At 69.4% G+C, this 15,186-nt stretch carries 9 protein-coding genes; 8 read left to right on the forward strand and 1 reads right to left on the reverse strand.

Annotated elements, in window-relative coordinates:
• Positions 1 to 143 precede the first annotated feature (143 nt).
• From purL to AC24FB_RS09530, 6 genes are all read left to right on the forward strand, one after another.
• On the forward strand, positions 144 to 2,582 hold the full coding sequence (purL, locus tag AC24FB_RS09505) for a phosphoribosylformylglycinamidine synthase subunit PurL (protein ID WP_425715408.1): 2,439 nt from the start codon (positions 144 to 146) through the stop codon (positions 2,580 to 2,582).
• Between the two features lie 227 nt (positions 2,583 to 2,809).
• Positions 2,810 to 4,144 carry an NADP-specific glutamate dehydrogenase gene (gene gdhA / locus AC24FB_RS09510; RefSeq protein ID WP_425715409.1) on the forward strand — a complete coding sequence of 445 codons (1,335 nt, stop codon included), beginning with the start codon at positions 2,810 to 2,812 and terminating at the stop codon, positions 4,142 to 4,144.
• A 286-nt stretch (positions 4,145 to 4,430) separates the two neighbouring features.
• The gene (locus AC24FB_RS09515) at positions 4,431 to 5,204 is read left to right on the forward strand and encodes a thioredoxin domain-containing protein (RefSeq protein WP_425715410.1); all 774 of its coding nucleotides are present in this window, start codon (positions 4,431 to 4,433) and stop codon (positions 5,202 to 5,204) included.
• Between the two features lie 322 nt (positions 5,205 to 5,526).
• Positions 5,527 to 8,076 carry a bifunctional metallophosphatase/5'-nucleotidase gene (locus AC24FB_RS09520; protein WP_487560164.1) on the forward strand — a complete coding sequence of 850 codons (2,550 nt, stop codon included), beginning with the start codon at positions 5,527 to 5,529 and terminating at the stop codon, positions 8,074 to 8,076.
• 366 nt (positions 8,077 to 8,442) lie between these two features.
• On the forward strand, positions 8,443 to 10,704 hold the full coding sequence (locus AC24FB_RS09525; protein WP_487560165.1) for an alpha/beta hydrolase domain-containing protein: 2,262 nt from the start codon (positions 8,443 to 8,445) through the stop codon (positions 10,702 to 10,704).
• A 576-nt stretch (positions 10,705 to 11,280) separates the two neighbouring features.
• Positions 11,281 to 11,565: a hypothetical protein gene (locus AC24FB_RS09530; RefSeq protein ID WP_425715930.1), complete on the forward strand. Its 285-nt coding sequence runs from the start codon at positions 11,281 to 11,283 to the stop codon at positions 11,563 to 11,565.
• Positions 11,566 to 11,578: 13 nt separating this feature from the next.
• On the opposite strand, the gene AC24FB_RS09535 is transcribed toward AC24FB_RS09530, so the two are convergent.
• Positions 11,579 to 12,787, reverse strand: coding sequence for an ROK family protein (locus AC24FB_RS09535; RefSeq protein ID WP_425715931.1), 1,209 nt, complete (start codon positions 12,785 to 12,787; stop codon positions 11,579 to 11,581).
• Positions 12,788 to 12,939: 152 nt separating this feature from the next.
• On the opposite strand from AC24FB_RS09535, the gene AC24FB_RS09540 reads away from it, so the two are divergent.
• Entirely contained in the window at positions 12,940 to 14,016 is a 1,077-nt protein-coding gene (locus AC24FB_RS09540) for a substrate-binding domain-containing protein (protein WP_425715932.1), read from the forward strand.
• A gap of 24 nt (positions 14,017 to 14,040) precedes the next feature.
• The gene (locus tag AC24FB_RS09545; RefSeq protein WP_425715933.1) at positions 14,041 to 15,075 is read left to right on the forward strand and encodes an ABC transporter permease; all 1,035 of its coding nucleotides are present in this window, start codon (positions 14,041 to 14,043) and stop codon (positions 15,073 to 15,075) included.
• The last annotated feature ends 111 nt before the right edge of the window (positions 15,076 to 15,186 follow it).

Raw genomic sequence — 15,186 nt, forward strand, 5'->3', positions numbered from 1 at the left:
CCCACGGGTACCGCTCCCCGGTCACCGAGACCGCTCCCCGGTCACGAGAACCGCCCTTTTGCCGCCCAGGTAGATTCGACCCAGCCAGGCCGTAGTCACAGGCCCGCACGTCAGTCCGCCCGCGAGTCCGTGAGGTCGCCAGCATGTCCGCAGACACCCCCGCATCCGGCGCCGGAGCGCCCGACGAGACGCACGGCTCGCCTGCGCCTGCACCAACCGCAATCTCGACGACGAACGACGACGCCGCGCCTGCACCAACCGCAATCTCGACGAACAGCTCCACCACCCCGGCCCCGCGGCACGACGAGACCGTCGACGACGCCGCCGCGACCCCGGCCACCCCGATGCCCTTCGCGGAGCTCGGCCTCAAGGACAACGAGTACGCGCGCATCGTCGAGCTCCTCGGCCGCCGCCCCACCTCCGCCGAGCTCGCCATGTACTCGGTCATGTGGTCGGAGCACTGCAGCTACAAGTCCTCCAAGCGCCACCTGCGCCAGTTCGGCGACAAGACGACGGACGCGATGAAGGAGAACCTCCTCGTCGGCATCGGGGAGAACGCGGGCGTCGTCGACGTCGGCGACGGGTGGGCCGTCACGTTCAAGGTCGAGTCCCACAACCACCCGAGCTACGTGGAGCCGTTCCAGGGCGCGGCGACCGGCGTGGGCGGCATCGTCCGCGACATCATCGCCATGGGCGCCCGCCCGATTGCCGTCATGGACCAGCTGCGGTTCGGCGCGCCGGACCACCAGGACACGTCACGTGTCGCGCACGGCGTCGTCGCGGGTATCAGCTCGTACGGCAACAGCCTGGGCCTGCCGAACATCGGCGGCGAGCTCGACCTCGACCCGGTCTACCAGGGCAACCCGCTGGTCAACGCCCTCGCGATCGGCGTGCTGCGCCACGAGGACATCCACCTCGCGAACGCGTCCGGCGCGGGCAACAAGGTGGTCCTGTTCGGCGCGCGCACGGGCGGCGACGGCATCGGCGGCGCGTCGATCCTCGCGTCGGAGACCTTCGACGAGGGCGGGCCGGTCAAGCGCCCGTCGGTGCAGGTCGGGGACCCGTTCATGGAGAAGGTGCTCATCGAGTGCTGCCTCGAGCTCTTCGCCGGCGAGCTCGTCGAGGGCATCCAGGACCTCGGCGCGGCCGGCATCTCCTGCGCCACCTCCGAGCTCGCGTCCAACGGCGACGGCGGCATGCACGTCGACCTCGAGACCGTCCTCCTGCGCGACCCCAGCCTCACCGCCGGCGAGATCCTCATGAGCGAGTCGCAGGAGCGGATGATGGCCGTCGTCGCGCCGGACAAGCTCGACGCCTTCCTCGCCGTGACCGAGCGGTGGGAGGTCGAGACCTCGGTCATCGGCGAGGTCACCGGCACCGGCCGCCTGACGATCGACCACCACGGCAGCCGGATCGTCGACGTCGACCCGCGCACCGTCGCCCACGACGGCCCCGTCTACGACCGCCCCTACGCGCGGCCGGACTGGCTCGACCCGATCGTCGCGGACACCGCCGCAGATCTTTCACGCCCGACGACGCCGGACACCCTCGCGGCCGACATCCGCGCGGTCGCCCTCGACCCCAACCAGGCGTCCAAGGGCTGGGTGACCGACCAGTACGACCGCTTCGTCCAGGGCCGCACGGCCCTCGCCCAGCCCGACGACGCCGGCGTCCTGCGCATCGACGAGTCGACCAACCGCGGCGTGGCGCTCGCGACCGACGCCAACCACCGCTACGCGTTCCTCGACCCGCGTACCGGCGCCGCCCAGGCCCTGGTGGAGGCGGCCCGCAACGTCGCCACCGTCGGCGCCCGCCCGATGGCCGTCACCGACTGCCTCAACCTCGGCAACCCCGAGGACCCGGGCGCGATGTGGCAGCTCGTCGAGACGGTCACGGGCCTCGCGGACGCCTGCCTCGCGTACGGCATCCCCGTCACCGGCGGCAACGTCTCGCTCTACAACTCGACCGGCGAGCCGGGCACGGCGACCTCCTCGATCCATCCCACCCCCGTGGTGGGCGTCCTCGGCCTGCACGACGACGTCACGCGCGCCACGCCGTCCGGCTGGCGTGGGCAGGGGGAGACCATCGTCCTCCTCGGCACCACCGCGCTCGAGCTCGACGGCTCCGCCTGGGCGCAGACCGTGCACAGCCACCTCGGCGGCACGCCGCCGCGGGTCGACGTCGCGGCGGAGAAGGCCCTTGTCGAGACCCTGCTCGCCATCCACGGCGAGGGGCTCGCCACGGCCGCCCACGACCTCGCGACCGGCGGCCTCGCCCAGGCGCTCGTCGACGCGTCGACCCGCTACGGCGTCGGGGCGGAGATCGATCTCACGCCGGTGACCGAGCGCGACGGGATCGACCTCGCGACGGCCCTGTTCAGCGAGTCGCAGGCGCGGGCGCTCGTCGTCGTCGCGCCGGGGGACGTTGCCCGGGTGGAGGCGCTCGCCGCCGCGCAGGGCGTACCGTGCGCGACGGTCGGAACCACCGGCGGGACCACCCTCGCGGTCGGCGGAGTCACGGGGATCGACGTCGTCGGGCTTGCCGAGGACTCGGCGGCCGTGCTGCCCGCACTCTGGGACTGATCTCGACGCGAGGTGGTCGACGCGGCATCGTGGGGGAACCCACGACCCGCCGTTGGCACGTTGCTGAGACAATCGTGGACGGTGACTGGTGCGTCCCGTGCCCCACGGCCGACGCACCACGCGTGAGCCGCGCGAGCACCACCGAACGCGAGCAGCCCCGAACGACTGTCGCGAGTACCGAACGGACCACCCGCCCGGCGTGAGCCGGGCCCGATGTCAGGAGCCGCATGATCGACGAGCTGCAGGCGGTGTACGACGAGGTCGTCACCCGCGACCCGGGCCAGCCCGAGTTCCACCAGGCCGTGCACGAGGTGCTCGGCTCGATCGGCGACATCGCCCTGCGCGAGGACTACGAGCGGGCCGCGATCCTGCGCCGCATCGTCGAGCCGGACCGCCAGATCATGTTCCGCGTCCCGTGGGTCGACGACGCCGGCCGCACCCAGGTCAACCGCGGCTACCGCGTGGAGTTCTCCTCCGCGCTCGGCCCGTACAAGGGCGGGCTGCGGTTCCACCCGTCGGTCAACCTCGGCGTCATCAAGTTCCTCGGCTTCGAGCAGATCTTCAAGAACGCGCTCACCGGTCAGGGCATCGGCGGCGGCAAGGGCGGGTCCGACTTCGACCCGCACGGCAAGTCCGACAGCGAGGTCATGCGCTTCTGCCAGTCGTTCATGACCGAGCTGTACCGCCACATCGGCGAGTACACCGACGTCCCCGCCGGCGACATCGGCGTGGGCGGCCGCGAGATCGGCTACATGTTCGGCCAGTACAAGCGCATCACCAACCGCTTCGAGGCCGGCGTGCTGACCGGCAAGGGCACCGGCTGGGGCGGCTCGTTCGGCCGCACCGAGGCCACCGGCTACGGCACCGTCTTCTTCACCGAGCGCATGCTCAGCCGCCAGGGCAAGTCGCTCGACGGCCAGCGCGTCGTGGTCTCCGGCTCCGGCAACGTGGCGATCTACGCGATCCAGAAGGCCCAGCAGCTGGGCGCGCACGTCGTGGCGTTCTCCGACTCCTCGGGCTACGTGCTCGACGAGCAGGGCGTCGACGTCGAGCTCCTCCGCGAGGTCAAGGAGGTCCGTCGCGGCCGCGTGGCCGACTACGTCGAGGGGCGTCCCGGAGCCGAGCTCCGGACCGAGGGCTCCGTCTGGGACCTGCCGTGCACGATCGCGCTGCCCTGCGCCACGCAGAACGAGCTCGACGAGAACCACGCCCGCACGCTCGTGGACAACGGGGTGATCGCCGTGGCCGAGGGCGCGAACATGCCCTCGACGCCCGAGGCCGTCGACATCTTCCAGGCCGCCGGCACCGCGTTCGGCCCGGGCAAGGCCGCGAACGCCGGGGGCGTGGCGACGTCCGCCCTGGAGATGGAGCAGAACGCCTCGCGCGAGCAGTGGAACTTCGACAAGACGGTGGCGCGGCTCGAGGTCGTCATGACCCAGATCCACGACACCGTGGCGCGCACGGCCGAGCGGCACGACGCCCCGGGGAACTATGTCCTCGGTGCGAACGTCGCCGGCTACGCCAAGGTGGCGGACGCCCTCCTCGCCCACGGCGTCGTCTGACCACTTCTTGTCGAGAGTGCGGGTTGGCTCGCAACTTCCTTCGTCGAGATTGCGGTTCGTCGTCACCGAGATTGCGGTTTGTCGTCGTCGAGATTGCGGTTGGGGCCCCAACCGCAATCTCGACGAGGGGCGGGCGGCCCGAACTTGACCGGGCCGGTTCCCCACCGCACTCTCGATGAACGAGGGCGCTCTCACGCTGGACAGACGGAGGCTCCCAACCGCAATCTCGACGAGCACCAACCGCAATCTCGACGAATTCCCCTCGGCAACACCCCTCGGAGGAGACATGACCCGCACGGTTCGTCCGGCGCTCACCGCCGGCATCCTCGGCGCGGCCCTCGCGCTCGCGGCCTGCACGGGTGACGACTCGTCCGCCCCCGCCGCCGAGACCCCGCCGGAGTCCGACACCTCCGCCGCCGAGGCCGACCAGCGCGCCGAGGAGGCCGCGGCCACGCTCGCGGACCTGCCGACCACGGACGTCGACGTCAGCCCCGACGAGAACTACCTCACCGCCGTCGGCGCCCCGGACGCCGAGGTGACGATGGTCGTCTTCGAGGACTACCTGTGCCACTACTGCCAGGCCATGTCCACGCAGGCGCTGCCGGAGCTGCAGGACCTCGTCGACGACGGCACGCTGCGCATCGAGTACCGCGACGTCGGCGTGCTCGCCCCCCAGTCCGTCACCCTCGCGCAGGCGGCGTGGGCGGCCGCGCAGCAGGACGGCTACGCCGCGTACCACGAGTCGCTCATGGCCGACCCGCCGGCGGCCGAGGACGTCACGGCGGAGACGCTGACCGAGCGTGCCGTCGAGGCCGGCCTCGAGCCCGAGCAGTTCGGCACCGACCTCGCCGCCGCCGACACCGCCGCCCAGATCAGCGCCAACGCCCAGCTCGCGATGGACATCGACCTCAGCGGCACGCCGACCACCGTGGTCGGCGGGTTCGTCATGGTCGGCCTGCAGGACGCGGAGACGCTGCGGCTCGCCGTCGAGGGCGTCGCCGCGGGTGTCACGCCGGGCGGGGAGACCTCGAGCGAGTCGGGTTCCGGCCCCTCCGCGTAAGGACGATGCCCGACGCCGAAGCTCACCTCGCGTGCGTCGCGGAGGGCCGCGTAGCGGCCACGATCGACGACGACGAACGACTCGCCCGCTCCCGGGATTCCGCGTCCTCGTCGAGAGTGCCGTTGGGGCCCCAACCGCACTCTCGGCGAGAGAAGTGGCGTCAGCGCAGTCGCGACACATCGGGCACCTCGCCGGCGCCCGACCAACCGCGGGTGAACTCTTGGAGACCGGCGAACGATCCCATAGTTTGGCCTTCACCCCGGGGATAACCTGGCCGAGCCTTACCCCTGTCGGCCAGACGAAAGACTGAGGTCTCTCTCCCATGTCACGCCCCTCCCGCGTCAGGATCACGGCCAGCGCCGGCGTCCTCGCGCTCATCGGATCGGTCGCCGCTGCGGCCCCGGCCTTCGCGGTCGAGAACGAGGACGGCACGGTCACCATCGACCTCGCCGTCATCACCGACTTCCACGGCCACATCGAGACGGCCGCCCAGGTGCAGACCGTCGTCGACGGCATCCGCGCCGAGAACGAGACCGGCACGCTGTTCCTCAGCGCCGGTGACAACATCGGCGGCTCCGCGTTCGTGTCGGCCATCGCCAACGACCAGCCGACGATCGACATCCTCAACGCGATGGGCCTGAACCACACGGCCGTCGGCAACCACGAGTTCGACCAGGGCTACGAGGACCTGCGCGACCGCGTCATCCCGGCGTCGGAGTTCTCGCACCTCGGCGCGAACGTCGCCGGTGCGCCGGAGATCGCGGACCCGGGCTTCGTCGTCGAGGAGATCGACGGCGTCAGCGTCGGCATCATCGGCACGGTCACCTCCGACACCCCGAACGTCGTCTCGCCAGCCGGTATCGAGGGCCTCGAGTTCCAGGACGAGGTCGACGTCGCCAACGAGCGCGCCGCCACCCTCAGCGACGGTGACGACGCCAACGGTGAGGCCGACGTCGTCGTCGCACTCATCCACGAGGACGCCGACATCATCGCCCCGGGGCTCGACGAGAACATCGACGCCGCGTTCGCCGGTCACTCGCACCTCCTGAAGAACACCGAGACCGGCGCCGGCGCCCCGCTGCTCCAGCCGGGCAACTTCGGCAGCCACGTGGCCAACACGCAGCTGACCGTCAACCCGGAGTCGGGTGAGATCACGGTCGACACGGCCGAGAACATCGAGATCACCGAGGAGACCGCGCGCGACGCGGACATCGAGGCGCTCTACCAGGAGGCCCTGGCCGAGAGCCAGGTGCTCGGCCAGGAGGAGGTCGGCACCGTCATCGCGCCGTTCAACCGCGGCTCGCGTACCGGCGCCCCGGACGGCACCAACCGTGGCGCCGAGTCCACGCTCGGCAACCTGCTCGGCGACGCCGCGCTCGCGTCGGCGAACGAGTTCAACCTCAACGCCGACATCGGCGTCATCAACCCGGGCGGCATCCGCGCGGACCTCGACCCGAACGGCGACGGCACGGTCACCTACGCGGAGGCCTTCGACGTCCAGCCCTTCGGCAACACGATCGGCGCCGTGACGATCCCGGGCGCGGACCTGCGTCTGCTCCTCGAGCAGCAGCTGCGCACCGCGACCGACTCGCACCCGTACCTCGCGCTCGGCTGGTCCGAGAACCTCGACTACGTGTGGGACCCGGAGAGCAACGAGATCCTCTCGCTGACGATCGACGGCGAGCCCGTGGCCGACGACCAGGAGATCCGCATCGCGGGCAACACCTTCCTCCTCGCCGGCGGTGACGCCTTCACCGGCTTCACGGACAACGCGAGCAACTTCGTCGACACCGGCGTCCAGGACGTGCAGGCGCTCAACGACTACCTCGCGGCCAACGAGCAGCTGGCCCCGAGCTACGACCAGGCGTCGATCGGCTGGACCGGTCCGACCACGGCCGCGGCCGGCGAGACCGTCTCGGTCGACCTCTCGGGCCTGTCCTTCACCACCGAGCCCGACGCCAAGCCCTTCGAGGTCGAGGTCCTCCTCGGCGACGAGGTCGTCGGCACGGGCGAGGTCAACAACGACCCGTCGGACGGCTACAACACGACCGGTACCTCCACGGTCGAGATCACGATCCCCGAGGGCGCCGAGGCCGGCGAGCAGTCGCTGACCGTCAACGCCGAGCCCACCGTGGCCCAGGTGCCCTTCGAGGTCACCGCCGGCGCCGAGGAGCCCGAGCCGACGCCCCCCTCGGCCGGTCGCGGCTTCTACCTCAACAACGGCTGGGACGCGAACGCCGAGCACGAGTTCTCGTTCGGCCGCGTCGGTGACGACGTCCTCGTCGGCGACTGGGACGGCGACGGGCAGGACACCCTGGGCGTGCGTCGCGGCAACGCCTACTTCCTCACCAACTCGCTGTTCGGCGGCGACGCCGACGTCGAGCTGACCTACGGCCGCGCCGGCGACACGGTGCTCGTGGGTGACTGGGACGGCGACGGCGTCGACACCTTCGCCGTGCGCCGCGGCAACGGCTACTTCCTCTCGAACTCGCACGAGTCGGGCTGGGCCGAGACCGAGCTGGACTACGGCCGTGCGAACGACCAGGTCCTCGTCGGTGACTACGACGGCGACGAGGTCGACACCTTCGCGGTTCGCCGTGGCAACACCTACTTCGTCTCCAACACGCTCGAGTCCGGCTGGGCCGACGCGGAGTTCGACTACGGCCGCTCGGGCGACGAGGTGCTCGTGGGTGACTGGGACGGCGACGGCAACGACACGTTCGCCTCGCGTCGCGGCAACCTCTACCTCATGTCCAACGCCCTCGAGGGTGGCTGGGCCGAGATCGAGCAGAACTACGGCCGCTCCGGCGACGAGGTCTTCGTCGGCGACTGGGACGGCGACGGCTCCGACACCCTGGGTGTCCGCCGCTGATCCAGGAGGGATGCGCCCGCCTCGCCCTCATGGCGAGTGAGCGGACGTCCTCTTGACGAGTGAGCGGACCTCGGTCCGACACACATCGAGCGCTCCTCCACCCGATCCGGGTGGGGGAGCGCTCGGTCGTTCACGGGCCATGGTCGACAATCCCGGCACGGAAAGTGCTGGCAACAATGCGGGGCGCCGTCGTCGGTGGTGTGAGTCTCGAGTCAGCCGCGGGGGAGCGTCATTCCACCCGCGGTGCACCGCGCAACGGATGCGCAGGTGCGTGAGTCGAGGACGACTACAGGAGGACGGACGATGTCAGGATCCCCACGCGCGAGACGACTGCGGGTAGCCGTCGGCACAGCGGCCACGGTGCCGATGCTGTTGACGGCCGTATTGTCCGGCGGAGCCGCTGCCACCCAGAGTCCCACGGACGACACGACCGACGACGCCGGCATCGCCGAGAGCTCCGCGAACGTGCCCGCGACCCCAACCCTCACCGCGATCCCGGAGGTGCGTGGCCCGATCGCCGAGACGTCCGACAGCCTCATGTGGTCCGGGATGGAACGCGCGCGGGTGCCGTTCGACGTCGCAGACCACGGGTACGTCGAGGAGGAGTACTTCCTGTCCGGCACGGCCAACGTCTACGACGACGCCGACGGCATCGAGATCACCCGCGAGGAGGTCCCGTACGTCAACAACATCCTCGTGCGCCGGCCGGCGGACCCCGCGGACGCGAGCGGCGTGGTCCTCGTGGACATCCTCAACGCCTCGAACGGTTTCCCGGGCGAGGACCACTGGCGGCGCATGTGGGACTGGGCGATGGAGGAGGGGCACACCGTCATCGGCCTCACCTCGAAGCCGATCCAGGTGAACGCGCTGCAGAACTACGACCCGGAACGGTACGCCGACCTGTCCTGGGTGACCGACCCGTCGGTAGACCCGGGCCCGATCGTCGCGGACCCCGAGGACCCGGGGTCGTTCGACCCGTTCATGCTCGTCGAGGGCTCCGAGGAGGGGCTCGTCTGGGACATCACCACCCAGCTCGGAGTGCTGCTCGCGAGCGACGAGGCAGGAACGATCCTCGGCGGCCAGACGCCCGAGACCACGCTGCTGCTCGGCCAGTCGCAGTCCGGCGTGTACCTCAACACCTACACGAGCGCCTTCCACGAGGCGCAGGCCGAAGCGAACGGCGGTTCCGTCTGGGACGGGTACCTCAACTCCGTCGGCGCCGTGCTCGAGCGCCCGCTATCGCAGAGCGACGAGGGCGGCTTCGTCACCGTTCCGGGGGCGGAGCCGGGCTTCGACGTCCCCTTCATCACGGTCTCGTCCGAGGGCGACGCCGGCCTGTTCGGTGCGGCCACCCTCGCCGAGACCGAGCTGCCCGAGAACCGCTTCCACTGGCAGGTCCCCGGCACGCCGCACACCGACCTGCTCTCGACGGTCATTCCTGCGGACGAGGAGATCCATCAGGCGGGGCGTGTGCCCAACACCCAGGTGCACGACGCCGACTTCCGCGACGCGCTCAACCTCTACCCGCTCGAGCCGGCGATCATCGCCGCTGCCGAGGCACTGGTCGACGCCGACCAGGACGGCACGGCCCCGGCGCAGTCGCGGTGGTTCGACCAGACCGAGGCCGAGCTCGTCCGGGACGGTGACGGCAACGCCACCGGCGGGGTGCGGTACGGGCTCATCGAGCACCCGCTCGGGACGTACGCCGGAGCCGCGTCCCCAGGTGCCGTATACGGCTCGATGGACCTCATCTCGGCCGAGGAGTTCGCCGCCCGGTACGGGACACGGGACGCGTACCTCGAGATCGTGTCGTCCGTCGACGCCGAGCTGATCGAGGCCGGTTACCTCACGGAGTACGGCGCCGAGTACTTCCTCGACGTCGCAGAGCAATTGCTCGACCGCATCGGCGTGACCGATGAGCCGGAGGAGCCCGAGCCCACGCCCCCCTCGGCCGGCCGCGGCTTCTACCTCAACAACGGCTGGGACGCGAACGCCGAGCACGAGTTCTCGTTCGGCCGCGTCGGTGACGACGTCCTCGTCGGCGACTGGGACGGCGACGGGCAGGACACCCTGGGCGTGCGTCGCGGGAACGCCTACTTCCTCACCAACTCGCTGTTCGGCGGCGACGCCGACGTCGAGCTGACCTACGGCCGCGCCGGCGACACGGTGCTCGTGGGTGACTGGGACGGCGACAGCGTGGACACCTTCGCCGTGCGCCGCGGCAACGGCTACTTCCTCTCGAACTCGCACGAGTCGGGCTGGGCGGAGACCGAGCTGGACTACGGCCGTGCGAACGACCAGGTCCTCGTCGGTGACTACGACGGCGACGAGGTCGACACCTTCGCGGTTCGCCGTGGCAACACCTACTTCGTCTCCAACACGCTCGAGTCCGGCTGGGCCGACGCGGAGTTCGACTACGGCCGCTCGGGCGACGAGGTGCTCGTGGGTGACTGGGACGGCGACGGCAACGACACGTTCGCCTCGCGTCGCGGCAACCGCTACCTCATGTCCAACGCCCTCGAGGGTGGCTGGGCCGAGATCGAGCAGCACTACGGCCGCTCCGGCGACGAGGTCTTCGTCGGCGACTGGGACGGCGACGGCTCCGACACCCTGGGTGTCCGCCGCTGATCCAGGAGGGATGCGCCCGCCTCGCCCTCATGGCGAGTGAGCGGACGTCCTCTTGACGAGTGAGCGGATTCCGGTCCGACACACATCGAGCGCTCCTCCACCCGATCAGGGTGGGGGAGCGCTCGGTCGTTCACGGGGCGCCATCGGGGATGGCGATATCCGACGACGCCGCATCTCACCTCGAGTGGGTCGCGCACCCGGGCGGGTCGGCCCGGAAGCGCGAGCCAACGGCTCCGGGACGAGCTGCCCTGCCCATCGAACGGCGGAGGGGGAGGGGTGTGCTTCCCGCGCGGATCTGCACATGCCAGTGTCATGAATAGCTTCGCTTCAAATAGCACTGTGATGCATAGTTCCCGCGGTGAACAACACCCCCGCCCCCAGGGGCATCCCGCGAGGAGAGCGACGTTCGTTCACTCGCAGAGGTCGGCGCGTCGCAAGTAACCTTGCGACATGGAGGGTGAGCTGCTCATCATCGCCGACGCCCAGGGGCACCGAGTCTCCGAAACGGCGATCGACCGCGCGCGTCGGTGCCCGATCAGCCCACGCGTCCGGACCCTTTCGGCAAGGTGACTGACGATGACCCGACGTTCCATCGAGGAGATCAAGGCTCGCGCTGACGAGTTCGCGGACCGTTTCGAGAACTATGAGCCTGCGCCCGGCGACGAGGGTGCGCCGCTCCCGCCCGTGTTGGCGGTCAAGCTCGCTGCATGGCGTCGTGGCGTCGCCGAGCGGGAGCTGGCCGATGCGGTGCGCGGTGCCCGAGCGCAGCGACTCTCGTGGCGAGAGGTCGGCGATGCGATCGGTACGACGGGCGAGGCAGCCCGTCAGCGGTACGGAGCGGGCGACGTTAGCGACGAGTGATCGTGGACGGGCGTCAGGCCACCATGGAGAGAATGTGGTCGATCCGTTCGGGGACGAGGACATCGTCGAGGACGAGGCGCGCGAGCCCGTACACGCCGGCGCGCGATCCGAGGGTGCTCGGCACGATCTCGAGATCCCGGGTGGCGAGGGGGAGTGAGCGTCGGTACACCGTCTCGCGAATCCCCGCGATGAGGCTGTCGTCGACGCCGGCGATCTGTCCCCCGATAACGATGCGTCGCGGGTTCACGATGTTGACCAGGTGGCTGATCGACGTGCCGATCACATCCGCTGACCGGCGTACGAGCTCAACGGCGGCTGGTTCCCTCGCCCGAATGAGCTGTACTGCGTCGTCGACGCTCTTGACGTCGAACCCGGATGATTCAAGCTCCCGGACGAACGCCCATCCGCTGACATATGCCTCGAGGCACCCGTAGTTGCCGCATCGGCAGATGGGCGGCGACCCTTCGTCTGAACGGCTCTCGATCGGGATGTGCCCGATGTCCCCGGCTGCGCCGTCGGCGCCGCGATAGATGCTCCCCCGCAGGACCATTCCCGTACCGATGCCGGTCCCCAGCTTGACGAAGACGAGGTCGGAGATCGCCGAGTGGTTGAGGCTCTGCTCCCCGAGCGCCATCGCGTTGGTGTCCTTCTCGACCAGCACGGGGCAAGAGAAGCGATCCTTGAAGAAGGCGGGGATGTCGTAGTCGTGCCACCCCGGCATGATCGGAGGTCGTACGACGCGGCCGAGCTCGTGATCGACGGGGCCCGGAACGTCGAGACCGACCCCGACGACGTCGGCTGGGAGCCGCCCGGTTGACGCGAGCAGCTCATCGAACATCCCACCGATGACGGCAAGGATCGCTTCCGGGCCGCTCGTAATGTCGACCGGCGCCGTCTTCTCGGCAAGGAACGTGGCGCGCAGGTCGCAGACGGCAGCTCGGATGGCTGTGGCGCCCATGTCGGCGATCAGCAGGAGCCCCCAGCCTGCGTTCAGCTCGAATCGTTCGGCGGGTCTGCCGCCCGTGGCCCCCTGAGTATCGGCCGGCCCGAGCAGACCGGAGTCGATGAGAGGTGCGATTCGCGCGTTGATCGCACTTCTCGATAGCCCGGAGTGCCTGGCGACGTCCGACTTGGTCAGTGGGGTCAGGTGGTGCCGAAACAGCTGGTACACCGCCCCAGGGCTGTCGCGAAGCCAGCCCTGAGGAGAGACGTCGGTGTCCATGGTCATGACGCTAGCGCGCGTCGTCGCGCCTCGATGCACGATCACCACCCCCTTATGACGGCGACAGTAACAGAATTGACGTTCGAAGTCAGAAGTGGCAATGTACCGATCGTCGATGCAAGAGCGCGTCGACCCTCACCACAGGAGCTGAGATGACCCGAACCACGCACCGGCGCCGCGGGCAGGCCGTTCTTTCCGGTCTCGCCGTCGCCGCGCTTGCACTGACCGCTTGTTCCTCCGACGATGCGGAGGCCGGTGGCGACGGATCAACCACCTACGTCACCATCATTACGAAGGACCCGGACAACCACTTCTGGACCGCGATGGTCGAGGGTGCCGAGGAGGCCGCCGCTGACGCCGGCATCGAGCTCACCGTTGCGGCGGGTGCTGACCAGTCCGACGCGGATGGCCAGATTCAGGCGATCGAGGATGCGATCGCTCGCGGCGACAGCGCGATCCTGATCGCGAACAACGGACCCGCGGTGAACGATGCCATCGAGCGTGCGCGTGACGAGGGACTGCTCGTCCTCGCGTTGGACACGCCGACCGACCCGGTGGATGCGGTTGACGCAACGCTTGCGACAGACAATTTCGAGGCCGGGCAGTTGATCGGCCAGTGGGCGGCGGGGTCGCTCGACGGAGAGCAGGCCACCATCGCGCTCATCAACCTCTTCGACGACAAGATTGTGTCCGTCGACTACCAGCGTGGTCAGGGATTCCTCGACGGGATGGGGATCGACATCGCGGATCCCGAGACCAACGGCGACGAGTCTGCGACTGGCGAGTACAGCGCCGGCGAGTACGAGATCGTCTGCAACGAGGCGTCGAACGGCTCCGAGGATGGCGGCCGCACGGCGATGGAGAACTGCCTGTCACTGAACCCCGACATCAATGTCGTCTACACCGCGAACGAGACTTCGGGTGTCGGCGCCGTCCAGGCGCTTGAGGCCGCTGGCAACACAGACGCTCTCGTTGTCTCGCTCGACGGCAGCTGCTCCGGCGTCGACTCGGTCGCGGCCGGAGAGTTTGGAGCGGTCGCCCAGCAGTACCCCTTCCAGATGGGGCTGCAGGGCATCGAGGCGGTCGTTCAGTGGCTCGACGACGGGACCCTGCCCGAACCCACCGAGGGATCTGACTTCGTCAACACCGGCACGGCCCTCGTCACGGACGAGGCGGTTGACGGACTCGACAGCATCGACACCACCGAGGGCTCCGAACTGTGCTGGTAAGGAATCCGTTCGAGGAGCGACGCCGTGACCACGACTGAAGCCGAGCCGCAGACAGCGGCAGAGTTCTTCAAGAGTCGAAAGCTCTCCCCACTGCAGAGGCTGCAACAGCTGCTGCACCGGAACCCGACGATAAGCCCGCTCGTCGTCCTGGTCGGCGCGGTGCTCGTCTTCGCGCTGATCAACGACCGATTCCTGCAGCCGAGCAACCTCTCGCTCGTACTCCAACAGGTAGCGATCATCGCGGCCCTTGCCGTCGGCCAGACCCTGATCATCCTTACGGCGGGGATCGATCTCTCGGTCGGTGCCATCATGATCTTCGTCGCGATGGTCATGGGGACGCTGGCCGGCGAGATGGATGTGCCGGGTGGCATCGCCTTCGTCGTCGGCATCGCCGCTGGTGCGGCCGCGGGCCTCCTCAACGGGGTGCTCGTTGCCGTGCTCAAGCTGCCGCCGTTCATCGTCACTCTCGGCACGATGGGCATCTTCACCGCGCTGGGGCTGATGATGAGTGGCGGCCGTTCGATCCGCGGCGACCAGCTCGGGTCCTTCCTCACGTGGACTTCAAGCTCGATCTCGGTCGGTCCGTTCCGGCTGACCGCGGGTGTGCTGCTCGTACTCGTGATGTATGCGGTCGGCGCCTATGTCCTCTCGCAGACCTCGTGGGGACGGCACGTGTACGCCATCGGCGACGATCCTTCGGCTGCGATGCTCGCCGGGATTCGTACCACCCGCACGTTCCTCAGCGTCTACATCAGCGCCGGCGTGATCTTTGCCCTGTCGGCCTGGGTGCTCATCGGACGCGTCGGTGCCGCAACGACGAACTCGGCTGTTGACGCGAACCTGGACTCGATTACCGCCGTGGTCATCGGCGGCACGAGTTTGTTCGGAGGGCGTGGCCGCCTGCTGGGCTCACTGATCGGGGCGCTGATTGTCGGGATCTTTCGCAACGGGCTCTCGCTCGCGCGGGTCGACGTCCTCTGGCAGACCCTGGCGATCGGTGTGCTCATCATCGCCGCCGTAAGCCTCGACCAGTGGATCAGAAGGGCGGGACGGCGATGACGACCACCGACGTGACAAGCGTCGAGACGACGCCAACGCGAACTCCGATCCTCTCTGTCCGCGGCCTGGTGAAGACGTACGGAGCGGTCGTTGCCGCCGACGGGGTAGATC

The organism is Georgenia sp. Z1344 (assembly GCF_057652375.1).

Bases quoted from the DNA above. Each gene is read 5' to 3' on its own strand.
- AC24FB_RS09540 (WP_425715932.1), top strand. From the start codon at position 12,940: ATGACCCGAACCACGCACCGGCGCCGCGGGCAGGCCGTTCTTTCCGGT.
- AC24FB_RS09530 (WP_425715930.1), top strand. From the start codon at position 11,281: ATGACCCGACGTTCCATCGAGGAGATCAAGGCTCGCGCTGACGAGTTC.
- gdhA (WP_425715409.1), top strand. From the start codon at position 2,810: ATGATCGACGAGCTGCAGGCGGTGTACGACGAGGTCGTCACCCGCGAC.
- AC24FB_RS09535 (WP_425715931.1), bottom strand. From the start codon at position 12,787: ATGGACACCGACGTCTCTCCTCAGGGCTGGCTTCGCGACAGCCCTGGG.
- purL (WP_425715408.1), top strand. From the start codon at position 144: ATGTCCGCAGACACCCCCGCATCCGGCGCCGGAGCGCCCGACGAGACG.
- AC24FB_RS09515 (WP_425715410.1), top strand. From the start codon at position 4,431: ATGACCCGCACGGTTCGTCCGGCGCTCACCGCCGGCATCCTCGGCGCG.
- AC24FB_RS09525 (WP_487560165.1), top strand. From the start codon at position 8,443: ATGCTGTTGACGGCCGTATTGTCCGGCGGAGCCGCTGCCACCCAGAGT.
- AC24FB_RS09520 (WP_487560164.1), top strand. From the start codon at position 5,527: ATGTCACGCCCCTCCCGCGTCAGGATCACGGCCAGCGCCGGCGTCCTC.